The following is a 24,250-nucleotide window of genomic DNA, read 5'->3' on the forward strand; positions in this document are numbered from 1 at the left end:
GTATAGCTTTTTTATTGCATATTTGTTTTTATTTTGGTAGAATAATACAAATATTTTTCATAGGAGGTATTTCTATTGCATAATGACGAAAAGATGAGTTATTTTTGGAAAGGTGTTACATTATTTGGTGCAATTTCTGCTTCTATATTGTTTTTCTTTTTCCTTTTTAAACTCCAAAATATTTTTTATGGTATCAAAATTATATTGAATATATTATCACCTATTAGTTATGGCCTTATATTGGCTTACCTTTTGACGCCTGTATATAACAAAATTGAAAAAAGAATAGAGCCTTTTTTAATACAAAAAATGACAATCAAAAAAGGAAAATCTCTTGCAAAAGCACTCAGTACATTTATTACACTACTTCTTATGATAGCTGTACTAACGGGTTTTTTTTGGATGGTTGTACCACAGCTTTACAAAAGTATATTAGGTATTGTGGACTTAGTTCCAGAAAGTATTGATAAAGTATATTCTTGGCTAGATACAATTTTTGAAAATAACCCTCAAGCACGAAAAATTTTCTCTGATTATTACAATCAAGCTAGCCAAAATTTACAGCAATGGTTTGATACTTCTTTGATACCAACTATACAAACAATACAGACACTTGTTTCTAATGTTTCCACAGGTGTTTATAGGATATTTTCTTTTTTGAAAAATTTTTTAATAGGCATTATTGTTGCAGTTTATGTACTCAATTGCAAAACAACATTTGCTTCACAAGCAAAAAAAATAATATACAGTATATTTAATAAAAAACTCGGCAGTGCCATAATACACGAAATTCGCTTTGTTCATCAAGTATTTGGCGGCTTTATTATAGGCAAATTAATTGACTCTTTAATTATAGGTATCATTTGTTATATTTGTCTAACATTAATGAAAATGCCTTATACTATGTTAATCAGCGTTATTATTGGTATTACAAACATTATACCATTTTTTGGTCCTTTTATTGGTGCTGTACCCAGTTTTATATTGCTTTTATTAGTTTCTCCTATGCAAAGCCTTTATTTTATAATATTTATATTTGTTTTGCAGCAATTTGATGGTAACATTTTAGGCCCTAAAATATTGGGTGACTCTACAGGATTAAGTAGTTTTTGGGTATTGTTCTCTATATTGTTTTTTGGCGGTTTAATGGGATTTTTTGGTATGATAATAGGCGTTCCCTTCTTCGCTGTAGCATATCATCTTATTTCTCAAGCTGTAAACAAAGCATTGCAGAAAAAAGAACTTTCTACCAATACTGATGACTACAAAAATATACCATAAATAAAAAAGCATTGAGGACAATGTTCTCTCTAAAAGGTATTGTCCTCAATGTTTGGCTTTTTTATATTTTGTTATTATTTTATTTTGCTATAGAAGGTACAAATGCCTCTTTATTTGGTCTGCCGCCTTCTGCCGCAACATATGTCATTAATTCTTCATATATTGTTTTTGCTTTTTGCATAGCATCTTCTGCTATAGCAATACCTTGTTTTGTAGTATATTGTGCTGCTTGTTGTGGACTTTGTGCATACAATTCTAATACTTTTTTGTCTACTTCTTGTTGATTATTTATTAAATTCTGCTGATACTCTGTCCAGTATTCTCTTACAGAAGAACCGAATTTTTCTCTATCTAATTCTGCCAATGTGGCAACACTACGGAATATCCAATAAGCACAATCTGGGCTATAGTTCAATGAACTTGATTTATATGCTTCATGAGTGTCTGTAATATTTCCGTATGTTGGCAAATAAACAGAATGTTCTGCATTTCCCATAGCAAGCCACATAATGCCACCTAATTCTGATGGATAATTTGGTTTTATTTGTAATACATGACACTCTGCTTGTCTTTCTGTACCAATTTCTCTTACTTCTGCATTTTTTTCTAAATTTGCATTATATTCAGTTCCTTCATAACGATATTTTTGTAATTCCATAACATCTTGTAATGATACTTTATCATCTGGTGTCATAAACAAATCAAATACCTCTGTATTATAGGAAATATTTTTGCTAGGTGCTAAAAAGTTTTGGCCTCCCCAAAGTCTTTGCCTATTTCCTTCTGTCAGTTCTTCTCCATAAGAAAGTGCTGCATGAAATTTTCCATTATATTCCTTATAAAAACCATTTTGTTGTGCAAATGTAATCAAATCTTCAGAAGCCATAACATTTTCTTTATCTTCTAAATTTACCTCTCCCAGCATAAAACAGTTTGGAAATACCATACAAGCATCATCAGGCACTTTTATCGCTGCATATCTATGTCCTGTATAAATTTCAATATACCATACTTCATTACTGTCACCTATAACAAGTATATTTCCCTCTGCCGCACCTTTTTCTTCTACAATAGAAGCAACTAATTCTACACCTTCTTTTGCTGTTTTTACTCTTGGCAACAATATTGAAACCATATTTGCCTCTCTAAATCCATCTTCTACAAATGGGTCTGCATTTTCCGCCTGCTCATTTGGAGAAGCAGAAATTGTAGCATCTACATATACACCAAATTCATTAAAACCAATTTCACCATAAATGCCATCACCTTCTACATCTGCATCTGGTACATATGTATATTTATAAGCATTTGCTGGTTGAGGATAAGTAAATCCTGTGTTTCTGTCTTGAAATACTGCACCTTGTGCATACTGCATTGCTGGCTGTACTAAATAACGTTTTGTGTGTCCCCCTCCTATGTCTTCTGTTCTTGCTACAAGCGTTGTGCCGTCTTCAGACATATTTTTGCCTATAATAGTACCTGTACAGGCAAATGCACTTACAGTGCCAGAAAGTGCAAGCACTGTTGTAAGTAATAAACTACATACTCTTTTTTTCATGTATATTTCCTCCTCAAAATATAATATTTATACATAATATTATTAAAACACATTTTTCTATTCTTTTCAATAACATATCACAAAATCATATATTTTCATATTCCATTTATTTCAGGCATATACATAATTATGATAAAGTATAGAGGAGTGCTGATTTTTGAAAACATATATAGAAGAAAGGGCTGTTGAAATTGCAAATTTTATGATACATTCTAATGCTACAGTAAGAGAAACAGCTAAAAAATTTGGTATTAGCAAAAGTACTGTACACAAAGATATTACAGATAGAGTAGAAAAAATTAACCCTGACCTAGCAAAAGATGTACGTAGAGTATTAGAAGTTAATAAAGCAGAAAGACATATCAGAGGTGGTTTAGCCACAAAAGAAAAATATCTTCACAAATTAAAATAAATATAGTATTCTAACTAAGTCAAAAAGAGATACAACAAATTCGTTGTATCTCTTTTCTATTGTTTATATAATAGGAGGTTTTTATAGCATATAATATGGCATTTATTTATTTTTATAAGGAGTATTATTGTTTAGTCTAATTTCATGATTGTTATATTTGCTTCTGCATAATCTGCACTCGTATTGCTTGCAATTAACCTAATAGTAGAAGGAGGGGTTACTACAGTAACAATTGCATTACTTGCTAATGTTGTTGCTTGGTTTAATTCAGTAATTGTTGCAGAAGAAGAACTTCCTTGTATTTTAACGCCATCTTGTTCTAAATGCAGTGTTGCTGTAATAGGTGGTGTTACTCCTGCTGCATCACTTGTTGTAGTATCATAGTGTATTACATAAATTCCTGTTTCATTTAACACAAAATCTCCTGTACCTGCAGTATGTTGTATGCCCGTACCTGCTTCTGCTCTATTTGTGTCAAATATTAAAGCAGTATTTGCTGCTGTTGGTGTCTGTTCTGCATTATTTATAGCATTTAATACATTTGTTGAGATAACACCTGTTGCCCCCGTTGCCCCTGTTGAAACATTTATTTATGCAAAACATTTTACTCTACTTTTGTAATATAAGGATTAGTAAAGCAAAATACAATTTCTATTTTATTGTTTTCATATATCAAAATTTTTTTAATTAGTTCTACTAATATTCCTCTATTTAAATTAGTAATATTTTGATATTTTAAAAATGTTTTTTTATATTGTTTTTGTTTTTCTATTTCTTTTTGAACAGTACTACTATTTTTCAAAGCATTTTGTATACTCTGTTCCATTTGTTTTATTTGCATTTCATATTTTAATTTTAATCTATTATATTGTTCAAAATCTATATATTTCTTTTTCCAATCTTCATAAAGTATATCAATGGCATAATTGTATTTTTGAATATCCTTTTTTTTAATTTCTATTATATTCTGAGTATACATTGTATTATATTTTTCTGTAGTAGCTATTACTTCTACAATTTCATCTATATTACAAAATAATGAAATTTGCTTTTGAAGTACTGTTAAAACAATTTTTAGTATCATCTGTTCTTTTATACTGTGTTTTGTACACAAGCTTTTTGATTTTTCTTTGTACGTTCTACAATAATAATACACATTTTGTTTCGTTTTTTGTCTTGTCATTGCTCTTTTACAATCTGCACAATATATTAGTCCTGCCAGAATATGTACTTTTTTATTTTTTGGAGCAACTCTTGTATCTCTCAGCTGCAAATGCTGTGCTTTTTGAAAGAGTTCTTTTTCAATAATTGCTTGATGTGTATGTGGTACAATATACCAGTCTTTTTCTGGTACAGAAACTACATTGTGTACTTTATAACTTATTACTTTTTGTTTTCCTTGTACCATAGTACCAATATACACTTCATTTTTTAATATAGCAGAAACAGTAGAAGCACTCCAATAAATATCACACATCTCTTTTTTAGGATTATAGTAATGAAAACCTTTATTTCTTTTATATGCTGATGGATTTAACACTCCTTGTTCATTGAGATATTTTGCAATACCCTGTTTACTCATACCATCATAAACAAACCATTTATAAATATTTTTTACAATATCTGCCACTTGTTCATCAATGACAAGTTTATTTTTATCTTTTACATCTTTTTGATAGCCATAAGGAGCAAATGCACCTATAAATTCACCTTTTCTTCTTTTTGTGTCAAAAGTATCTCTAATATCACGAGAAGTTTTTGCTGCAAAACGGTCATTCATTAAACCATTTATAGGAATTTCTAAGCCATTTAAAACATCTGGATACAAAAAACTATCTATTTTAGGTTCGCTTATTGTAATAAATCTAACACCATGAAAAGGAAATACTTTTTCTAAAAAATACCCTTGGTCGGAATAATTACGGAACATTCTAGATAAATTTTTGCAAATAATACAATTAATATTTCCTTTTTCCATATCTTGTATCATTCTTTGAAATTCTGGACGATAATAATCTGTGCCTGTTATACCATCATCAATATAAATATCTACTATTTTATATTCTTCTCTAAAATTATTTTCTAAATATTCTAATATAATTTTTTTTTGATTAATTACACTTAAACTCTGCTCATTTCCATCTTCTTTAGAAATTCTAATATATACTCCTATATTACAATGTTGTTTTTGTTGCTTCTGTTTTCTAATACGTGCCATATTTTTCTCCTCTTTCTATTATGACTACTTCTCCCTATATCTCTTATTATTGTTATTATTAAAAATATGTAAAATCACTTTTTGTTATGATAAATAAAAAATAGCTATTGACAAAAATACTTTTTTAAATATAATAAAATTATGAACATAATTACAATATGTGTTATATGTGCAAAATAAGAGGGTATGTTATGGCAAAAAATGACGAAAGATTTTTATTAAGAATAGCAGATATGTACTACCAACAAGAAATGCTTCAAGATGAAATTGCTAAAAAATTAAATGTATCTCGCACTACAGTTTCTAGAGCATTAACAAAAGCAAAAAAAGAAGGATATATCAAAATCATTATAGACTTTCCAGCAGAAAACGCAATTGAGTTAGAAAAAGAACTAGAAACAAAATATCATCTAAAAGAAGTCATTGCTGTAAAAGTAAACAATATAAAAGACATAGATATTTTAGTAGCAAAACAAGCTGCAAACTATATTGCTAGAATATTAAAAAGTGATATGACGCTAGGTATTGCTTGGGGACATACTATGAAAAAAGTTGTTGATGCTTTTGAACGATATAAAATAGGAAGTCAAATAACATCAAAAAATATAGAAGTTGTACCATTACTAGGAACAATGATACCAGAAACTGCATACAAAAACGATTTACGATTAAGTTATGCAAGTTTATTATCTTCTAAATTGGCAGAAATGGTAAACGGTATCAGTTATCATTTTGCAGCTCCTTTATATGTTAAAGATATTACAGTCAAAAATATGCTTTTAAAAGAACCACAAATTAAAGCAGTACTTCAAAAAGCAAAAAGTTGTCATATTGGTATATTTGGTATAGGTGCTTTAACAGAAAATTCTTCTATTGCTGCATTAGAAAGCGATGCTAAAAATATACTTTTAAAATTATCTGAACAAAGCGGTATAGGCGAAATATTAGGCAGAGTGTTTGACAAATATGGCAATACCATACAAAGCGAATTAAATGACAGAATAATAGGGCTCACATTAGAAGAAGCAAAAAAAATACCTGTTAGAGTAGGTGTTGCTTTTGGAGAACAAAAAGTAAAAGCTATACAAACAGCAATTTCTACAGGCATTATAAATGTATTAATTACAGACAGCATTACAGCAGAAAGTATTAATAAAATTTAATTATGATTATAGGAGGCTATACTATGGATATTTATTTAGATAGTGCAAATTATGAAAAAATTACAGAATATGTAGAAGCATACAACATAAAAGGGGTTACAAGCAATCCTACTATTATCGTAAAAGACAAAGCAGATATATTGAAATTAGTGGAAATTGTACCAAAACACAAAGACCTTTTTGTACAAGTTATATCAGATGAAGTAGAAGGTATTATAACAGAAACTAAAAAATTGATGTCATTATCAAATAATATTATTGTAAAAATTCCTGCCTCTCCAAATGGACTAAAAGCAATTAAATTATTAAAAGACGAAGGCATTAAAACACTTGCTACAGGTATTTATTCTGTACAGCAGGCAATTATGGCAGCAAACTGTGGTGCAGCATATGTAGCGCCTTATGTCAATAGAATATGTGATTTAGAAATAGACGGCGTAAAAGCAGCTTTGGAAATACAAAAAACATTCAGAACAAATAACACAGATTGTAAAGTACTTGCTGCAAGCTTTAAAAATATGATGCAAGTAAAAGAACTTATGATAAATGGCATTGATGCTGTAACAGTTAGTGTAGATTTAATGGAAAAACTAATACACAATAAAAATACAGATTATGCAGTAAAAGATTTTGTAACTGCTTGGAAAAACTATACAGGCAATGATACATTATGTTTATAATATCAAAAGCGGAAAACAAATTATTTTCCGCTTTTTTATAATTCTTTATTCATATTATCATAAAACTGGTACGATACATGATCACCATTTTTAGCCTCTCCATTATCTATAAAAATAATATCAGGACATTTTTCTATTACAAATTTTTGTGGTTTTTCATTGTTTTTACTTCTGTAAAAATAAGCTAATTGTTTATTGCAATTAAATAGAATATCATAATCATGTTGTTTATCATATTTATCAAAATAGCAAAAAGAAAATATTGCATATTTTTTATAACGTTTATGATATTGTATGGTATAAAATTGATAATGGTTTTGTTGTTTTTGAAAAGTAATTATTCCCATATACTCATTTTCACAAAATCCCACAATTTTATAATTTTCTATTATTGTAGTATTTACTATTTCAATATCTTCTTTTTCAATATTTTCCTTCATGATATAAATAGTATTTTTAATATTTTCTTCATTATCTCCATTATAATGACTTTTTATATATTTTAAATACATTATGATTACAATACATAATAATGCAATTATTAAAAATATAAATTTATAACGTTTTTTTGTTGTCATATTTTACTCTTTTCTATTTTTCGTTGCACTTATTCCTTAGCAAATAACTTAAGCTGGCTATTTTCTATGATTTCTAATAGATTTATTATACTATTCTTTAAAATCCACTCTCGTTTTTTGTCAATCAAGATTTTTAAAGCCAAATAGAGTCGTGCCTTTTCATTTGTTTAGCCTATCAAAATAGTACTAGTACCATATAATCATTACAATAACAATAAGACATATAGTCATTTTTATTATGTAACGCATTACTGACATAAAATACAGCAATCATTATTTTTTATATACTAAAACCCTTATAAAATAAACATTCAAAATCTCCTAAAGTATAACAGCACTTTTTCTATTTTCTATTTGGTTTTCTTTTAATTCTCAATAACCTGATAAAATCACCAAACAAAGAAGTATCTATTGGCTCAAACATTATCCATTTTCCATCATGATAAATTTGAGTTTCATCATAAATTCTTTGAACTTCATTTGAGTAATTTTCTCTATCTTTTTCAAATTTCAATTGTTCATCTTTTCCTAATATAATCATAAAGCCTATACAGTTTTCTCTTGCATATAATGCACATAACGTTTTACCGCCTCTACGATATTTATATTCATATGTCCAGGCTTTACCACCTTTATTCCACAAACAATCCATATCATATTTTTCATCAATTAAAGCACATAATTTATTCCATATTTCATATAAAGGTTTTCCAACTAAAGTTATCATTTGTTCTGTATTAGGTATTATATCAAGCATGATAGCCTCCTTATATGACTTTCGATTTGTCTACTTAATTATACTACTTCAGTAACAGCATAAATATGAATTACTTCTTCATTTTCTATAAAAATATAATAACCTTGTGTTGTTATTTGTTCTTTTTGTTTGTCTTTGAAACTAAGTATTATGGTGTTTTGTTGTTTCTTTACTAGCCTTGCAGCATATTGATTTCTATCAAATTTTTCATCAATATTATTTTTGATATAATCTGCAATAATATATAATTCTTCTCTTTTAAAATGATATGACATTTGTTTATTTACAGTATACTGCACAATGTGATATGGCTGGTTATTTTCAAAATGTACTTGTTTTTCCAGTATAGTATCTCTTGACCCTAAATCTGTAATATATTGAATATTTTTAATATTTGTAATTTCCATAATATTTTTCTTTTTTTCGTCTGTCCATTGTTTTGCCATTACTTTTAATCCATTGTTTATAGTGTCTATAGAATATGCTGTAATGTCCAAACTTTCTCTATTTTCTCTTAATATTTCAAAAGCAATATTTAATTCTTCTGAAGAATACACTTTTGCTTCATCTATTACAATATCAACATTTGCATTTTGTTTTATATCTGTTACTGTCTTGATACTTTTTTCAGTGTTGAATGGAATAATATGTAAAATATCATTTTCAATATATACTCCACTATATAATTCTGGCATAGTTTCTAATTGTTGTATTATTTTTTGGTATTCTATGTCATTTTGTTTTGTTAGTGCAAATGTTGTAACAACATTCATACACATTATATTAAAACATAATATCATTATAGCTATTTTTTTCATAACTCTTTCTCCTTTTCACATTGCTGTTTTTTTGTACAGATTTCTTTACCATACAAATAGAGCATAATATTACATATCATAACAATTATTGTAATAATAAATGCAATTCGTATACATGGTTCTGAAAAATATCCAAATGGGTCAGGGCGAAAATCTGTACCAGAACTTTTATCTATTACTTGTATCAATTGTAATCCATAAAGTTCCAGCGAAAACAGCATTGCAGTAAGTAATATACCTGCTATACCAATATATTTATAGTACATTATAAATACTCACTTCCTTATTGTTTACATCTGATTATTCTATCATTCCAGCTAATTGTCCATAACTAAAATATTCAGAATATTCTGACTTAAGTATTCTATCTGCATAATATTCCAACCAATCCAAAAAATTCATTGTTGTTTTTTTGATAGGATCAATAAGAGGAAATATTCCCGCATCATTTGCCATATCAAAATACCAAACGGTACCATAAGTATTTTTGTCCTCTGTATTCACAATTAATATGCTGTACATACCACAACCTTCATGACATAAATAAATATATCCTGCATCAAAAGTAATTTGTTGTTCGTTTTCTTGTTCAGACAGTTCTTCATCTTCATCACAAAATAATTCATCATACTCTTCATCAGAAAGTGCTGCAATATTTAAAGGATTTCTCACAGTATATTTGAACTTTTCATTTATAGCAACATCTTGCTGTATTTCCGAAACAATACTATAAAGTCCATAAAATGGCTGTGTTCCACTACTCGCTATTTTTGTAATAAATGTTTTATAGTCTTGAGGTAGTGTAATATGATGTATATTTTCAAATGCTGAAACTTGTTCTTCTGTCAATGGTTTTTCCCATACTGGAGGAAATTTTCCGCCAGAAAATCGTAGCTTTTTATCAGAAAGCTTGTCTATTTTTTTCATAATTATGTTTATTCTTTGTTCTATATCCATATCTGTCATACTCCTTTTTTAATAATATTATACTACTGATAATGTATAAATTCAAATATAAATTCACTACATTTTTTTAAAATTTGCATAAATATATGTTGCTGTTGCTCCCTGTGGTCCTGTTGCTCCTGTTGGCCCTGTCGCTCCTGTTGGTCCTATCGCTCCTGTTGGCCCTATTTCTCCTGTTGGTCCCGTTGCTCCTACTGGCCCTGTCGCTCCTGTTGGTCCTGTCGCTCCTGTTGGTCCTATCGCTCCTGCTGGCCCTGTCGCTCCTGTTGGCCCTATTTCTCCTGTTGGTCCTGTTACTCCTGTTGCTCCTGTTGGTCCTATTTCTCCTGTTGGTCCCGTTGCTCCTGTTGGTCCTGTCGCTCCTGTTGGTCCCGTTGCTCCCGCTGGCCCTGTTGCTCCTGCCACCGAAACAAGTTGAAAATCTGCTGAACTGTCTGGTATACCTGAAGGATTATTTACATTAGCACGATATAAAGAACCATTATAAAATAATAAATCACCTTGTACATATGACGTTCCTGCCACAAAATTTGTAGCAGCTGTTAATCCAGGTCCCATTGCTCCCGTTGCTCCTGCTGGTCCCGTTGGTCCCGCTGGCCCTGTTGGCCCTGATGGTCCTGTTGGCCCTGATGGCCCTGTTGGTCCTGATGGCCCTGTTGCTCCTGCTGGCCCTGTTGCTCCTGTTGACCCTGTTGCTCCTGTTGGTCCCGTTGGTCCTGTTGCTCCTGCTGGTCCCGTTGGTCCTACTGGTCCTGATGGTCCTGTTGCTCCTGTTGGCCCTGATGGTCCTGTTGCTCCTGTTGCTCCTGTCGCTCCTGCTGGTCCTGTTGGTCCCGATATTCCCGCTGGCCCCGTTGCTCCTGCTGGGCCTTGTGCTCCCTGTAAACCTTGTACACCTTGTGGTCCTGTTGCTCCTACTGGGCCTGTATTTCCTGTAATGCCTTGTGGCCCTTGTGGGCCTTGTAATCCTCTTGGACCTTGTGGCCCTGCTGGGCCTACTGGACCTTGTGGGCCTTGCGGACCTTGTGGTCCAGGACAAGGAATACCACCTGTACAATTAGGACGACAATTATTTTGATTTCCACAGCAACCACAAGAAGTATTAACACGATATCTGTTATCATTGTAATTTTGCATATTCCTTTTTTCCTCCTTTTGAGAGATATATTATACTTGTAATATATGTACATGTTTTAAAAGAGTGACAGCCATTTTTATTTTTTTGTAAAATATAAAACACACTATTTTTTAATAAAATAGTGTGTTTTCTTTAACTACAATATTATATAAAGTATTGATACTTTAAACAATATTACATTATTTATACATTTTATTTTGCATGAATATTTATCATACCATCAGCACTTTTTTCAATGGTATATTCTTTTACTTTTAAAAATCCATTTTCTCCTTTTATTTCTACTTTTAAATCATGTACTCCTACATTTAAAGAAGTAGAAGAAATTGTGCAATAAAATGGAATTGTTCTAGGAGAAGCAATAATATTGCCATCTAAATAGTAATTTGTCCAAGCTATAATACTTCCAGGCAATATACAATAGGTATACAAATTGATTTCTGACAAATTATCTTTATATTGTTCTGCTTTGACATAAGCATAATTTACTTGGTGATTTGAAATAAATGCCTTATTATTTGTGCCAGAAGTAATATATTGTTGTTTTACTATTTGATTGTGATTGAGTGCATAGTCATAAAGTGAATTACTCATATCTTGGTCAAAATAAATAATACCTTTTACTTGAGGATATACCATATTTACATAAGTATAAAGCATATTTATTCTATTTTTAGCGAAGTCTGTTAAATTTTCTCCTCCTTTTATAGTATGTCCTGAGCCACCTTCTGTAATAATAATTGGTTTTTTATTTCCATAAAGTGTTACAATTTCTCTTAATTTTGCAATAGGATTAGAATATGCTCCATTTCCATAAAACATTTCGCTAAAATCCTCATTTGCTTTAGCACTATTTGCACTTTGATATTTATTTGTATAAAGTGATACACCTACCCAATCTACATAGCTATCTCCAGGGTAATAATTTTGTATTTCTGTATTCCAATTTGAAACATCATTTGGTGAAAATACAAGTGCTACATTTGGAGCAATATCTCTTGCTATATTTGCAATTTTAATATAGGCATTTTTAAATGTTTGTGGGTCAGCTAAATTTGTCCAAACATTCATTTCACCACCAATTCTAAGCAGCACAGGGCTTTTTAATGTAGAAAGATATTTCATAGTGCTTTTAATATAATCATCAGAAGAAGATTGTAGCACACTATTTAATGTACTATTTTCATTTGGCATATTCAATGCAATATGTATTATTCTTTTTCCATCATCATATGGCCTTATCATATAATCATAATCTGCTATATTTTCCTGCAAACATTCTACATAAAAACTAACAGCACTCTCTTCATTCATAGGCTCATCAGATACTTCAGAATGTACTCTTCCCCAATAAGTACCGCTTTTTGGTTCATTTTTCATACCATAATAAGGTGTTTTTGAAGTATCTTTTGTAAGTGCATATACCTCTACATTTGGATTTATTTTTTCTATTCTTTTTGTACCAATTTTTACAGCATCTGTAAAATTGAGATATTGCCCATATTTCACATATTCTTTCAAACATTCTATTGCCTTATCATATTGTCCCATACTCTCATAAATAGGATACAATGCTTCATATGTTATAAAAAGTATGCCAGCTTTGTCATTATCCATAGGCAAATTGTTAAATATATCTATTATAGCATTTGATGTTTTTAATATTTCTTCTTTGTTGTTTGATGCTACTGCATTTTGAAATGGTTGCTGATATTGCCAATATGCTTGTGGTATTTGTGCATAAGTTGGTATATTTAAAAGCGTTGCAAATGCTATAGTAAATGTAATTATTCTTTTCATTAATATTGCCCCCCTTACAATAGTGAAAAATATTTATAATATTTAGTATAACATAAAACAAATATATTAGAAACATATATTCGCAATTTTATTCAAAAACAATTATACTGTTCAAAATCTTTTTTAGAAGGATTTCCTTTTGTTCTATACATTTTATTTTCTGTTAAATCATATATTACAGACCATATTGTATCCATACCTTTTTGTCTGTCATATTGACATAAAAATCCCTTTTTTCCTGAAAGCAAATCCATTGCATATTGTATAGTATATTTATTTTCATATTCAAATGCTTTTTGTAGTGTCTGCCATCTTCTATGAGAATAACAATCATCTTCTCCTTTATATTGATAAGAGTACATTTCTTTTGAAACAAAGTGATTTGTTGCAAAAACAGCTTTTTTATTTTTTGGTGGTATTGTTACAATCACTTTTTCACAATTACATTCTACAAGTGCAATTTCTCCTTTTTTATCTGCTATTGTAATTGTTTGTGCTGAAGCAATAGGTAATTTTTGTATTGCTTGTATTGCCTGTTGTGTATTTTGGCATTTTTCCAAAATATAACGTAAAAGCATACCTCCATTTAGTCCATAATCTATTTTAGTAGGATATACAAATGTCAAAGCTACACCAAGTCCCCATTCATTCATACCATCTTCTATTTCTGTCCATGCTGTAGTATTTCCTACAAAACGATAGCCTCCTTCTATATCATAATATACACTATCCCATATATTTTCTATAAATGTCAAAAAATCACTGTTTTTACCAAGTACTGTTTTACCGTTATCGTAAAAGGCAAAACTAGAACACCTATTCTGTACATCAAAACAATACATACTAAATAAAAATGTAGCAATATTTTCCCAATCAACAGACATTCCTTTTGCAGTTCCTTTTATCTCCTCTAATATTTCAGGATAATACTCTTGATATAATGGTATACAATTTTTTGTAAATGCCTTTTTTTCATCACTTAACATCATATTTAAAATATCATTTTTAACAATATGACTACCATATTCTAAAGCAGCTTGATAACGATTTCCTTTCCATATACTCATAACTTTTCCTCCTTATTTTAAACATCAATTTTTACTGACCAAAAGCTAGTATATTAAAAATTTTTTGTCAAGTAGTTTTTCGTTTATTTTTTTATAAAATAAAAATAAGGCAGTCATTTATTTTTTTATAACTACCTAACATATTATAATATTAAATTTTGAACAACATCATGATATACAGAACTTCCATCAAGTATTGTTCCAAACGTATCTACCCAAAAAGGCACATAATTACATTTGTTTGCTACCATTTGTGAAGCAATATTTGTAACAGAAGCAGAATAAAATGGAACAATATTTCGTGTTAACAATTCTTTTGTTAATTTACTTACTAAGCAACTTGCTATTCTAGCATTTCTATATTCCTTTATGACATCTACACCTATTTCCCATACAGTTGCTATAGAAGAATGAGATGCACCTGCAATTCCAATAATAGTATTATTATGTTTTGCAATATAAGTTGCTTTTGTTGATGTAAAACCATTACTATCAAAAGTTAAAGAATTTTCAAAACCTGTCAAACCATTCAATAATAAAATATTTTTATCAAAAAGATATTCCTGTTCACACTCTAGTAATGGTGATATATCACACATATTATTTGTATTTGCAACATAATGTATTGTCTGACCATATACAAATGGATTTTCAAAAATTTCATCTCTATTTTTTCCTTTTAAAAGTTTTTGTATTTTATAATGTAAATTTTTTGATGTACAGACCACTACACAATTTTGATAAGCTAATATTTTAATATATGGTTTTTCTATACTATCATGAACAGTATATACTATTTTATCTCCCTGTAATTCTTCTAAACTACAACAATATTGTTTTGACAACAATTTCTCAATATTATTTTTTATTATTTCTTTTGTCATTTTGTTCACAGCCTTTCATTTTCTAGTATAAAAATAGCATAAAACACCATCTATTACAATTAATTTTTTATTATGCAAACTATATTTTTATTGACACAACTTTTTACCAGTGCTATAATAATACCCAATAATATAAGTAAAACCGTTGATGCGAAAATAAAAACAAAATTTGCACTTGCAGAGAGTTTGGGTTGCTGGAAACCAAATAGTATGCAGTTTGTTAAATGGGTCGCTGAGGGTGCAGCCAAAAACAGTTTTTTGCTGTTGAGTATTCTGCAACGTAAGACATACGTTAGTTGTCGGAAATATGATAGTATTTCTAAGAGTGTACAGCTTTTATAAAACATTGACATTTTTTTCCATAAATAGTATTTTAGTAATGTTTTTATTGCTGTAAAACAAGGTGGTACCACGGACAGATTTGCCCGCCCTTGACAATATTTTTTATTGTCTTGGGCGTTTTTTTATTTTTCAAATAAATATTAGAAAGGAGTTTATAGACAGTACAAAAACAAAATTACAATAGTAATGATTTATAAAATATACCAATCAATAAAAAATAACATGAGGTGATAATTATGGAAAATATTTTAGAAGTTATTGTAAAAACAACTAGAACCAGAATTACAGAGGAACAGAGAATTTGTCCTCTTGTAGAATTAAAACAAAAAGCTGAAGCTATGAATGCTAACACAGGTTTTCCATTTTACAAAGCATTACAGTCAAAAAATATGGCTTTTATATGCGAAGTAAAAAAAGCTTCTCCTTCCAAAGGTATTATTTCAGAAGAATTTGACTTTATAAATATTGCAAAACAATATGAAAAAGCAGGAGCAAATGCTATTTCTTGTTTGACAGAGCCTTATTACTTTTTAGGTAGAGATGAACATTTAAAACAAATTTCTGAAAATGTGTCTATTCCTATACTTAGAAAAGACTTTACAGTATCTGAATATATGATATATCAAGCAAAATTGTTAGGTGCTTCTGCTATACTTTTGGTCTGCTCTATATTAAAAGAGGGACAACTTCAGGAATATTTAGAATTAGCACATAGTTTAGGCCTTTCTGCATTGGTAGAAGCTCGTACAGCAGAAGAAGTGAAAAAAGCTGTAGAAGTTGGTGCTAAAATAATAGGTATAAACAACAGAGATTTAGAGTCTTTTCGTATTGATATGACACAAAGTCAGCAACTTAGAAATCTTGTACCAGATAGCTGTATATTTGTTTCAGAAAGTGGTATACAAACACCTGAAGATGTTATAAAACTCAAACAAATTGGTACAAATGCTGTATTAGTAGGCGAAGTACTCATGAAAGCGGAAAACAAAGAACAAACATTAAAATTATTGCGTGGCGAAGCATAATAACAGATAAAGTAATACATAACAATAGAAAATTTTTAGCAAAACAAACTATCACACCAACATAAAAAGGAGAGAGAATACAATGTCTAAAGGACGCTTTGGTGTACATGGTGGTCAATATATCCCTGAAACACTCATGAATGCCATTATAGAACTAGAGGAGGCTTATAATCATTACAAAAATGATACACAATTTCAAAAAGAATTGTCAGATTTATTTCACAATTACACAGGAAGGCCTTCTTCATTATATTATGCTCAACACCTTACAGAAAAATTAGGTGGTGCAAAAATTTATTTTAAAAGAGAAGATTTAAACCATACAGGTTCTCACAAAATTAATAATGTATTAGGACAAACACTTTTAGCCAAAAAAATGGGTAAAACTCGTGTGATAGCAGAAACAGGTGCAGGACAGCATGGTGTCGCAACAGCAACTGCTGCAGCACTTATGGGTATGGAATGTGAAGTATTTATGGGGAAAGAAGATACACAACGCCAAGCACTTAATGTATACAAAATGCGTCTTTTGGGAGCAAAAGTTCATGCTGTTACTTCTGGTACAGCTACATTAAAAGATGCTGTTTCAGCAACAATGAGAGAATGGACAAACCGCATTAATGACACACATTATGTATTAGGTTCTGTAATGGGTCCTCACCCCTTTCCTACTATTGTAAGAGATTTCCAGTCCGTTATTTCAAAAGAAATCAAACAACAAATACTTGAAAAAGAAGGTAGACTTCCTGATGTAGTATTAGCTTGTGTAGGTGGCGGCTCAAATGCTATAGGTGCTTTTTATCACTTTATAGAAGATACTTCTGTAAAACTAATAGGCTGTGAAGCAGCTGGAAGAGGTGTAAATACTGCAGAAACTGCTGCAACAATCGCAACAGGTAGATTAGGTATATTTCATGGTATGAAATCTTATTTCTGTCAAGATAATTATGGCCAAATTGCTCCAGTATATTCTATTTCTGCTGGACTGGATTATCCAGGCATTGGCCCAGAACACGCTTGGTTATATGATACAGGCAGAGCAGAATATGTTCCTATTACAGATGAGCAAGCAGTAGAAGCATTTGAATATCTTTCTCGTGTAGAAGGCATTATTCCGGCTTTAGAGAGTGCCCATGCTGTAGCTTATGCTATGAAAATTGCTCCAAATATGAAAAAAGATAATATTATTGTAATAAATATGTCTGGACGTGGCGACAAAGATTGTGTATCTGTTGCAAAATTTAGGGGGGAGAATATCAATGAGTAATATCAAAAAAGCATTTGAAAAAGGAAAAGCATTTATACCATTTATTACTTGTGGTGACCCTTCTATTGAAGTAACAGAACAAATTGTATATGCTATGGAAAAAGCAGGAGCAGATTTCATAGAATTAGGAATACCTTTTTCTGACCCTACTGCAGAAGGTGATGTAATACAAGCAGCAAATTTAAGAGCATTAACAGGTGGCGTCACAACAGATAAAATATTTGATATGGTAGAAAAAATAAGACAAAATACAAATATTCCACTTGCTTTTATGACATATGCCAATGTTGTATTTAGCTATGGTGCTGAAAAATTTATTTCTAGAGCAGCACAATTAGGTATTGATGGATTAATACTACCTGATTTACCTTTTGAGGAAAAATTAGAATTTCTACCTTTATGTAAACAATATGATATAGATTTAATTTCAATTATTGCACCTACTTCTCATGAAAGAATATCTATGATAGCCAAAGAAGCAGATGGCTTTATATATTGTATTTGTTCTATGGGAGTAACAGAAATACATTCTAAAATTGCATCAGATATTTCTGCCATGATAGAACTTGTAAAAAAAGTGAAAGATATTCCTTGTGCTATAAATTTTAACACTTCTACTTCAGAACAAATCAAACAAATAGCAAATAAAGCAGATGGTTTTATAGTAGATTTTGAAATTGTTAAAATTTGTGAAAAGTATGGAAAGAACTGTATAACATATGTAGAAGACTATATAAAACAAATAAAACAATCTATAGTATAATAAATAAATTTATTACAAGTAAAACAAAAACACAGCCAATCATTTATATTGACTGTGTTTTTATTTTTATAGTGCTTCTGTTCCTCTTTCTCCTGTGCGTATACGAATAACTTCACAAACATCATATACATATATTCTACCATCGCCAGGCTTACCTGTACGTGCTAAATCCATGGCTACCTGCACAATCGCACCTACTTGTTCATCTTTTACTACCATTTCTAATTTTATTTTCTGTACTGTTTGAAATTTACATTCTTTTCCTCTATATTTTTGTATATAGCCCTCATCTTGACCATATCCTGCAATATTAGAAAGCATAATACCTGTTGCACCCATTTCATACAATTTTGTTTTTACTTCGTCTACTTTTTCACGGCGAATAATGATTTCAATTTTTTTCATACTTCATATCCCTCATTATTTTTAGACTTTTTACTTTTTTTGTCTTTTTTCTTTTCTCTCGTATCTGGTCTAACTTTATCTTCTGGTATTTTGACAGAAGTATTAAATTTGCTATAGTCTTGTTCTTCTTCTTGATATATATCTTTAGGAGGTTTTTTCCTTTTTAATTTATTTCTAAAATTTGTAATTCCTAAATACAATACAGGTATCAATACCAATGTAACGATTGTAGATATTGCCATACCAAATATAATAGCAATCGCCATAGGTTTTTGTGTTTCTGTACCTTCTCCTGCACCCAATGCCATAGGAAGCATACCGATTATTGTTGTCAATGTTGTCATTAATATTGGTCTTAAACGGCTTGGTCCTGCTTCTACTAATGCGTCAAAACATTCCATACCTCTTTCTCTTAATTGATTAGTATAATCTACCAATACAATAGCATTATTAACAACCATACCAACTAGCATAATAAATCCCATAAATGCCGTTGTTGTAATAGTATTTCCTGTTATCAAAAGGCCAAATATACCACCTGTTAAAGCTAATGGCATTGAAAACATAACAATAGTAGGATATATTAATGACTCAAACTGTGATGCCATAATCATATATACCAAAAGTATCGCTACAAGCAATGCAATACCTAGTTTTGTAAATGCTTCTATCATTTGTTCCGTTGTACCACCATATTCATATTCATAGCCTTCAGGGAAAGCATAACTTGACAGTTTTTCATCAATAAGTTTTTGTGCTGTACTAGTATCAATATCTTTTGTATTTGCACTAACACTCACATAATTTTTTTGATTTTCTCTATGAATTTGTAATGCACCATCTGTAATTTCAACATTTGCTACTTCTGTTAATGGTATAGATGCACCTGTGTTAGAACGTATTGTAATATTTCTCAAATCTGTAATGTAATTCATTTTTTGTTGGTCATATCGTATTCTAACATCAATTTCGTCATCATCTACTTTATATTGTGTTGCAACAGAACCAGATACTGCTGTATTTAATGTATTTGCTAGAGAAGATGTAGTAATGCCATATTGTGATGCTTTTTTTCTATCCAATACAACACGTGCTTCTGGCACAACATCTTCTGAAGAACCTTCTACATCAACCAGACCTGGTACTGTAGAAAGCAAATCTACTATTTCATTTTCTACTTGACGCAATGTATCAGAGTCATATCCTGTAATATTAAATGAAATATCAGAACCACCGAAAGAACCCATAGCACTGCTGGAAGCACTTACTGTAATATCTGCTCCTGCAATGTCAGAAATTAATTCTTTTATTTCATCACAAACTTCATCTGTGCTTCTTTTTCTTTGTTCCAATTCTACCAAACTAATCATAACAGTAGAGGAGTCTGTTCCACTTGAAACCATACCAGAGCCTACCATACCATAATAATAATCAATTTCTGGTATTGTTTTTATTCTGTCTACAACTTCATTTGTAATATTTTGTGTTTGTTCCAATTTAGAACCTTTAGGCAGTTCTATAGAAATAGATGCAGAACCTTCGTCTGTTTCTGGCATAAAGTCAAATCCTGCAAGAGGTGCACAAGCCAATGTTGCTATAAAACAAGCTACTACAACAATAATTGTTCTTTTTTTATGGCGAAGCACCCACACAAGCAATTTTCTATAAAAATTGTCTAATTTTTCAAGACCTTTTCCCCAAACATCTAATATTTTTGTAATAAAGCCTTTTCTTTTCTTTTTATTTTTTTCTCTCCTATTTAAAAGCTGTGCACAAGCCATAGGAACAAATGTTAATGATACAATCAATGATGCCAAAAGTGCAAAACAGATTGTAAATGATAAATCTTTAAACATCTGCCCTATTGTTCCTTCTACAAATGTCAAAGGCAAAAATACTGCTACTGTTGTTAATGTAGATGCTGCAACTGCCATACCGATTTCTTTTGAACCTATCATTGCTGCTTCTTTTGCAGAATATCCTTTATTCCAATACTTAAATACATTGTCCATAACAACAACAGAGTTATCTACAAGCATACCAATACCTATAGTAATACCACCCATTGATATAACATTTAATGACATACCTGATAAATACATCAATGCAAATGTTGCTAATATAGATGTTGGTATAGATACACCTATAATCAATGATGTTGTCGGATTTCTCAAAAATAAAAACAATACAATTACTGCTATAATCGCACTTTGAAATGCAGTCTGTGTAACATTATTAATAGATAGTTTGATATATTCTGCAGTATCTGTTAACATCAATATATCAATTTCTGGATATTCTTTTTCAATTTTATTTAATGTTTCTGTAATCAAATCACTGACTTTTACTACATTTGCTGTAGAATTTTTATCAATGGATACTAATATACCTTGTTTACCATTAACTAATGTGTAAGAACTTCTTTCTTTTACCACTTCTTCTACTTGTGCAATATCACTCAATGGCATTACTGCTCCTGTTCCTGTGGTAATCATAACATTTTTAATATCATCTAGTGACTTAAATTCTCCTATTGTTCTAACTTGTAATTTACTGTCACCTTGTGAAATACTTCCAGAAGGTAAATTTAAGTTTTCAGCAGATAATGCTTGTGCTAATTGTGGTGCAGTTAATCCATATCCTTCCATTTTATCTGGATTTAACGTAATTTGTATTTCATTCTCATCACCACCAGAAAGATTAACAGCAGATACACCTTCTATTCTTTCCAAACGGTTTACAATATTTTCTTCTAATAAATCATTTAATTGTGCCAAGTCTAAATTTTCACTTGTAACACCTACATAGATTGGTTGTGCATTAATGTCCATTTTCAATACCATAGGGTCATTAGCATCTTCAGGCAAAGAGCCCTTCACCATATCTATTTTTTCTCTCATGTCTATTGCTGCCATATCAATATCTGTACCATCTTGAAATTGTACTAATACAATAGAACTATTAGAAGAAGATATTGATGTAACAGTGTCTACATTACTAATAGAAGACAATGCTTCTTCTATTGGCTTTGAAATCAATGTTTCAATTTCATTGGGACCTGCACCTATATACGTTGTACTAACCAATGCAATCGGTATATCTATTGTGGGCATCAACGCTAAACTTAGCCCACTATATCCCAATATTCCTCCTAATACTACCATAAGTAATATCATTACTGTTGTAACAGGACGGAGTATTGATATTTTTGATAAAGAACCCATTCATTATTCCTCCTTTAGAGAAGCACTGTCAGCAGAATTCTCTTTTTGAGTAATTGTATTTTGTTGTTCTGTGTCTATTGTGCTGTCTGTAGCATCATCTGTTGTATCTGTTTTGGTACTACTTTCAGTATTGTTATCTGAAGCAATTTGTACTACATCACCATCATTTAAGTACGTTTGTCCCTTTGTTACGACATTCATACCTTCCTCTAATCCACTTGTAATCTGTATATTTTCTCCTGTATCAATGCCTGTTGTTACTAAAACTTTTTTTGCTTTTCCATTTTCTTCTATGTAAACATAAATTTCATTATCTTTTTCTATCACACAGCTTCTTGGTAATACAATGGTATTTTCTGCACTCTCTTTTGTAAAAGATACTTCTGCCAACATACCTACTTTCAATATACCATCTGAGTTATTCAATTCTACCTGTACATCATATGTTCCTTGTGTATTTGCTACAGGATTGATTGTAGTAATAGTTGCTTTAAAAGGTTCTTGTGATATAGCAGAAAGTACTACATCTACTTCTTGCCCTACAGACAATGTATTTATAACTTGTTGTGTTACTGCAACATTAATTTTTACTTTGCTCATATCTGTAATGACATAAGCAGGACTTGCTTGAGAAAGTACTGTGCCTGACACAATATTTTTTGTTGTAACAACACCAGAAATAGGTGCTGTTACTGTAGCATCTGATATTGTTTTTTGTGCACTTTTAATCTGTGCATTAATAGATGCTTGCTGTGCTACTGCAGAATTATAGGCATCTTCTGCTTTTCTTTGATTTTCAGCTGGCATTTTATTTGCCACTAAATCATAATTTTGTTCTGCTTGATTATAAGCTACTTCTGCACTATCATAACTTAATTGTATTTGGTTCATTTCTGTTTCTGATAATATACCTGCCTCAAAAAGCACTTTATTATTTTCATAATTTGTTTTAATATTGTCAAAATTCAATTTTGCATTTTCTAAAGCAGTTTTTGCATTTTCTATTTGTGACTGCATAGATGCACCATTTACTAATTCTAAATTTGTTTTTGCTGAAGTGATACCTGCTTCTACTGCTGTCAAAGAAGCTCTTAGTACATTAATTTGATTTTCTACATCAGCTGTATCCATACGAAACATTACTGCACCTTTTGAAACATTTTGTCCTATATCATAATTTGCTTGTGCTACCTTTCCTCCCACAATACTAAGTACATTTGCTTGCTGATTTGGTGCAACCTTTCCAGAATATGTATATTCACTTGCAATAGTATCATTGGAAAGTGTCATTACTTCTACCGCACGTGCCGCCTGCTCTGGTTCTGGCATTTCTGGTACTTCTTTTTTGCCGCAGCCAACTACTGACATTGTAACTACCAATGCTAGTAATAACGCTGTATAATTTTTCTTCATAACAATAGCTCCTCCTTTAACTATCTTTACTTAAAACATGACTTAGTTTTTCTATACCTATACTTAAATCGTTCCTTTGTTGTTGAGAAAGGCTGTCACAATACTCTACAAAAAATTGCAATGTTTTTTGTTCTCTTTCTTCTAAAGCAGAAATTCCCTTCTGTGTAACACATAAATAAACTTTTCTGCCATCATCTCCTTTTGGAGCAGGTGTTTTTTGTAATAAATCCTCTTTTTCCATTTTAGAAAGCGTCAAAGAAAGACTACTTTTACTCAAATTTAATAAACACGCCATTTGTGAAACAGATGTAATGTCCATTTTATGTATTAGCATTAATATAATAAACTGTTGTAATGTTAAATTATTATCTCCTTTACCATTAATATTAAATACTTGATTTATCACATTTTTATTCCATTGTCCCCATTGTATTTGGAAATCAAGCATTTTTTTGGCTAAATCTTGGGACAAGTCCCTTTTCATGTGCATA

At 30.5% G+C, this 24,250-nt stretch carries 24 protein-coding genes; 8 read left to right on the forward strand and 16 right to left on the reverse strand.

Features of this window, described 5'->3' with window-relative positions; genetic code table 11:
* Positions 1–75 precede the first annotated feature (75 nt).
* On the forward strand, positions 76–1,281 hold the full coding sequence (locus tag C820_RS03105; protein WP_004035392.1) for an AI-2E family transporter: 1,206 nt from the start codon (positions 76–78) through the stop codon (positions 1,279–1,281).
* Between the two features lie 79 nt (positions 1,282–1,360).
* On the opposite strand, the gene C820_RS03110 is transcribed toward C820_RS03105, so the two are convergent.
* Positions 1,361–2,839, reverse strand: a complete 1,479-nt coding sequence (locus tag C820_RS03110) for a C69 family dipeptidase (RefSeq protein ID WP_004035390.1) — start codon at positions 2,837–2,839, stop codon at positions 1,361–1,363.
* Positions 2,840–2,996: 157 nt separating this feature from the next.
* Here C820_RS03110 and spoIIID point away from each other — a divergent pair, with 157 nt between their 5' ends.
* Positions 2,997–3,251: a sporulation transcriptional regulator SpoIIID gene (spoIIID, locus tag C820_RS03115; RefSeq protein ID WP_004035388.1), complete on the forward strand. Its 255-nt coding sequence runs from the start codon at positions 2,997–2,999 to the stop codon at positions 3,249–3,251.
* Positions 3,252–3,382: 131 nt separating this feature from the next.
* Here spoIIID and C820_RS03120 read toward each other — a convergent pair whose 3' ends face one another.
* Positions 3,383–3,667, reverse strand: coding sequence for a hypothetical protein (locus C820_RS03120; RefSeq protein ID WP_004035386.1), 285 nt, complete (start codon positions 3,665–3,667; stop codon positions 3,383–3,385).
* Between the two features lie 28 nt (positions 3,668–3,695).
* Here C820_RS03120 and C820_RS03125 point away from each other — a divergent pair, with 28 nt between their 5' ends.
* On the forward strand, positions 3,696–3,872 hold the full coding sequence (locus tag C820_RS03125; protein WP_156801410.1) for a hypothetical protein: 177 nt from the start codon (positions 3,696–3,698) through the stop codon (positions 3,870–3,872).
* Here the strand turns inward: C820_RS03125 and C820_RS03130 are convergent.
* Positions 3,856–5,469, reverse strand: a complete 1,614-nt coding sequence (locus C820_RS03130; protein WP_004035384.1) for a recombinase family protein — start codon at positions 5,467–5,469, stop codon at positions 3,856–3,858. The two genes, C820_RS03125 and C820_RS03130, sit on opposite strands and share 17 nt — an antisense overlap.
* A gap of 191 nt (positions 5,470–5,660) precedes the next feature.
* Between C820_RS03130 and C820_RS03135 the strand changes: the two genes are divergently transcribed.
* Both C820_RS03135 and C820_RS03140 read left to right on the forward strand, forming a co-directional pair.
* The gene (locus C820_RS03135) at positions 5,661–6,632 is read left to right on the forward strand and encodes a sugar-binding transcriptional regulator (protein WP_004035382.1); all 972 of its coding nucleotides are present in this window, start codon (positions 5,661–5,663) and stop codon (positions 6,630–6,632) included.
* 23 nt (positions 6,633–6,655) lie between these two features.
* The gene (locus C820_RS03140; protein ID WP_004035380.1) at positions 6,656–7,312 is read left to right on the forward strand and encodes a transaldolase family protein; all 657 of its coding nucleotides are present in this window, start codon (positions 6,656–6,658) and stop codon (positions 7,310–7,312) included.
* Positions 7,313–7,347: 35 nt separating this feature from the next.
* Here C820_RS03140 and C820_RS03145 read toward each other — a convergent pair whose 3' ends face one another.
* From C820_RS03145 to C820_RS03190, 9 genes are all read right to left on the reverse strand, one after another.
* Complete coding sequence (locus tag C820_RS03145; protein ID WP_004035379.1) at positions 7,348–7,890, reverse strand: hypothetical protein; 543 nt, start codon at positions 7,888–7,890, stop codon at positions 7,348–7,350.
* 343 nt (positions 7,891–8,233) lie between these two features.
* A complete protein-coding gene (locus tag C820_RS03150) occupies positions 8,234–8,647 on the reverse strand; it encodes a DUF3788 domain-containing protein (protein ID WP_004035378.1) in 414 nt (137 codons plus the stop codon).
* Between the two features lie 38 nt (positions 8,648–8,685).
* Positions 8,686–9,465, reverse strand: a complete 780-nt coding sequence (locus tag C820_RS03155; protein WP_004035376.1) for a hypothetical protein — start codon at positions 9,463–9,465, stop codon at positions 8,686–8,688.
* Entirely contained in the window at positions 9,462–9,731 is a 270-nt protein-coding gene (locus C820_RS03160) for a hypothetical protein (RefSeq protein WP_004035374.1), read from the reverse strand. The genes C820_RS03155 and C820_RS03160 overlap by 4 nt, the downstream gene beginning before the upstream one ends.
* Before the next feature lie 34 nt (positions 9,732–9,765).
* The gene (locus C820_RS03165) at positions 9,766–10,422 is read right to left on the reverse strand and encodes an SMI1/KNR4 family protein (RefSeq protein ID WP_004035372.1); all 657 of its coding nucleotides are present in this window, start codon (positions 10,420–10,422) and stop codon (positions 9,766–9,768) included.
* Between the two features lie 66 nt (positions 10,423–10,488).
* Entirely contained in the window at positions 10,489–11,568 is a 1,080-nt protein-coding gene (locus C820_RS14470; RefSeq protein ID WP_004035369.1) for a collagen-like domain-containing protein, read from the reverse strand.
* Positions 11,569–11,761: 193 nt separating this feature from the next.
* The gene (locus tag C820_RS03180) at positions 11,762–13,369 is read right to left on the reverse strand and encodes a glycoside hydrolase family 26 protein (protein ID WP_004035367.1); all 1,608 of its coding nucleotides are present in this window, start codon (positions 13,367–13,369) and stop codon (positions 11,762–11,764) included.
* 92 nt (positions 13,370–13,461) lie between these two features.
* Positions 13,462–14,436, reverse strand: coding sequence for a C45 family autoproteolytic acyltransferase/hydrolase (locus C820_RS03185; protein WP_004035365.1), 975 nt, complete (start codon positions 14,434–14,436; stop codon positions 13,462–13,464).
* A 143-nt stretch (positions 14,437–14,579) separates the two neighbouring features.
* The gene (locus C820_RS03190) at positions 14,580–15,320 is read right to left on the reverse strand and encodes a GNAT family N-acetyltransferase (RefSeq protein WP_004035363.1); all 741 of its coding nucleotides are present in this window, start codon (positions 15,318–15,320) and stop codon (positions 14,580–14,582) included.
* A gap of 578 nt (positions 15,321–15,898) precedes the next feature.
* On the opposite strand from C820_RS03190, the gene trpC reads away from it, so the two are divergent.
* The 3 genes from trpC to trpA all read left to right on the forward strand — a co-directional run bounded on the left by trpC (position 15,899) and on the right by trpA (position 18,717).
* Positions 15,899–16,687, forward strand: coding sequence for an indole-3-glycerol phosphate synthase TrpC (trpC, locus tag C820_RS03195; protein ID WP_004035361.1), 789 nt, complete (start codon positions 15,899–15,901; stop codon positions 16,685–16,687).
* A gap of 82 nt (positions 16,688–16,769) precedes the next feature.
* Positions 16,770–17,954 carry a tryptophan synthase subunit beta gene (gene trpB / locus C820_RS03200; RefSeq protein WP_004035359.1) on the forward strand — a complete coding sequence of 395 codons (1,185 nt, stop codon included), beginning with the start codon at positions 16,770–16,772 and terminating at the stop codon, positions 17,952–17,954.
* The gene (gene trpA, locus C820_RS03205; RefSeq protein ID WP_004035357.1) at positions 17,947–18,717 is read left to right on the forward strand and encodes a tryptophan synthase subunit alpha; all 771 of its coding nucleotides are present in this window, start codon (positions 17,947–17,949) and stop codon (positions 18,715–18,717) included. The genes trpB and trpA overlap by 8 nt, the downstream gene beginning before the upstream one ends.
* 66 nt (positions 18,718–18,783) lie before the next feature.
* Here the strand turns inward: trpA and C820_RS03210 are convergent, their stop codons facing one another.
* Genes C820_RS03210 through C820_RS03225 form a run of 4 tightly spaced genes read right to left on the reverse strand, consistent with a single transcriptional unit; the run spans position 18,784 to position 24,243 of the window.
* Positions 18,784–19,122 (reverse strand): P-II family nitrogen regulator, encoded by a 339-nt coding sequence (locus C820_RS03210; protein ID WP_004035355.1) that lies wholly within the window; start codon positions 19,120–19,122, stop codon positions 18,784–18,786.
* On the reverse strand, positions 19,119–22,346 hold the full coding sequence (locus C820_RS03215; RefSeq protein WP_004035353.1) for an efflux RND transporter permease subunit: 3,228 nt from the start codon (positions 22,344–22,346) through the stop codon (positions 19,119–19,121). The genes C820_RS03210 and C820_RS03215 overlap by 4 nt, the downstream gene beginning before the upstream one ends.
* A 3-nt stretch (positions 22,347–22,349) precedes the next feature.
* Positions 22,350–23,759, reverse strand: coding sequence for an efflux RND transporter periplasmic adaptor subunit (locus C820_RS03220; RefSeq protein WP_004035352.1), 1,410 nt, complete (start codon positions 23,757–23,759; stop codon positions 22,350–22,352).
* Positions 23,760–23,775: 16 nt separating this feature from the next.
* Positions 23,776–24,243 (reverse strand): MarR family winged helix-turn-helix transcriptional regulator, encoded by a 468-nt coding sequence (locus C820_RS03225; RefSeq protein WP_004035349.1) that lies wholly within the window; start codon positions 24,241–24,243, stop codon positions 23,776–23,778.
* Positions 24,244–24,250 lie beyond the last annotated feature (7 nt).

Source organism: Clostridium sp. MD294 (assembly GCF_000364165.2).
Lineage (GTDB): Bacteria > Bacillota > Clostridia > Lachnospirales > Anaerotignaceae > Coprocola.

Excerpts from the sequence above, each read along its gene's own strand:
- trpC (WP_004035361.1), top strand. The coding sequence starts at position 15,899 with ATGGAAAATATTTTAGAAGTTATTGTAAAAACAACTAGAACCAGAATT.
- C820_RS03180 (WP_004035367.1), bottom strand. The coding sequence starts at position 13,369 with ATGAAAAGAATAATTACATTTACTATAGCATTTGCAACGCTTTTAAAT.
- C820_RS03130 (WP_004035384.1), bottom strand. The coding sequence starts at position 5,469 with ATGGCACGTATTAGAAAACAGAAGCAACAAAAACAACATTGTAATATA.
- C820_RS14470 (WP_004035369.1), bottom strand. The coding sequence starts at position 11,568 with ATGCAAAATTACAATGATAACAGATATCGTGTTAATACTTCTTGTGGT.
- C820_RS03210 (WP_004035355.1), bottom strand. The coding sequence starts at position 19,122 with ATGAAAAAAATTGAAATCATTATTCGCCGTGAAAAAGTAGACGAAGTA.
- trpA (WP_004035357.1), top strand. The coding sequence starts at position 17,947 with ATGAGTAATATCAAAAAAGCATTTGAAAAAGGAAAAGCATTTATACCA.
- C820_RS03150 (WP_004035378.1), bottom strand. The coding sequence starts at position 8,647 with ATGCTTGATATAATACCTAATACAGAACAAATGATAACTTTAGTTGGA.
- C820_RS03145 (WP_004035379.1), bottom strand. The coding sequence starts at position 7,890 with ATGACAACAAAAAAACGTTATAAATTTATATTTTTAATAATTGCATTA.
- C820_RS03225 (WP_004035349.1), bottom strand. The coding sequence starts at position 24,243 with ATGAAAAGGGACTTGTCCCAAGATTTAGCCAAAAAAATGCTTGATTTC.
- C820_RS03190 (WP_004035363.1), bottom strand. The coding sequence starts at position 15,320 with ATGACAAAAGAAATAATAAAAAATAATATTGAGAAATTGTTGTCAAAA.
- C820_RS03220 (WP_004035352.1), bottom strand. The coding sequence starts at position 23,759 with ATGAAGAAAAATTATACAGCGTTATTACTAGCATTGGTAGTTACAATG.
- C820_RS03155 (WP_004035376.1), bottom strand. The coding sequence starts at position 9,465 with ATGAAAAAAATAGCTATAATGATATTATGTTTTAATATAATGTGTATG.
- C820_RS03160 (WP_004035374.1), bottom strand. The coding sequence starts at position 9,731 with ATGTACTATAAATATATTGGTATAGCAGGTATATTACTTACTGCAATG.
- C820_RS03165 (WP_004035372.1), bottom strand. The coding sequence starts at position 10,422 with ATGGATATAGAACAAAGAATAAACATAATTATGAAAAAAATAGACAAG.
- C820_RS03135 (WP_004035382.1), top strand. The coding sequence starts at position 5,661 with ATGGCAAAAAATGACGAAAGATTTTTATTAAGAATAGCAGATATGTAC.
- C820_RS03215 (WP_004035353.1), bottom strand. The coding sequence starts at position 22,346 with ATGGGTTCTTTATCAAAAATATCAATACTCCGTCCTGTTACAACAGTA.
- C820_RS03185 (WP_004035365.1), bottom strand. The coding sequence starts at position 14,436 with ATGAGTATATGGAAAGGAAATCGTTATCAAGCTGCTTTAGAATATGGT.
- trpB (WP_004035359.1), top strand. The coding sequence starts at position 16,770 with ATGTCTAAAGGACGCTTTGGTGTACATGGTGGTCAATATATCCCTGAA.
- C820_RS03110 (WP_004035390.1), bottom strand. The coding sequence starts at position 2,839 with ATGAAAAAAAGAGTATGTAGTTTATTACTTACAACAGTGCTTGCACTT.
- C820_RS03125 (WP_156801410.1), top strand. The coding sequence starts at position 3,696 with ATGCCCGTACCTGCTTCTGCTCTATTTGTGTCAAATATTAAAGCAGTA.
- C820_RS03140 (WP_004035380.1), top strand. The coding sequence starts at position 6,656 with ATGGATATTTATTTAGATAGTGCAAATTATGAAAAAATTACAGAATAT.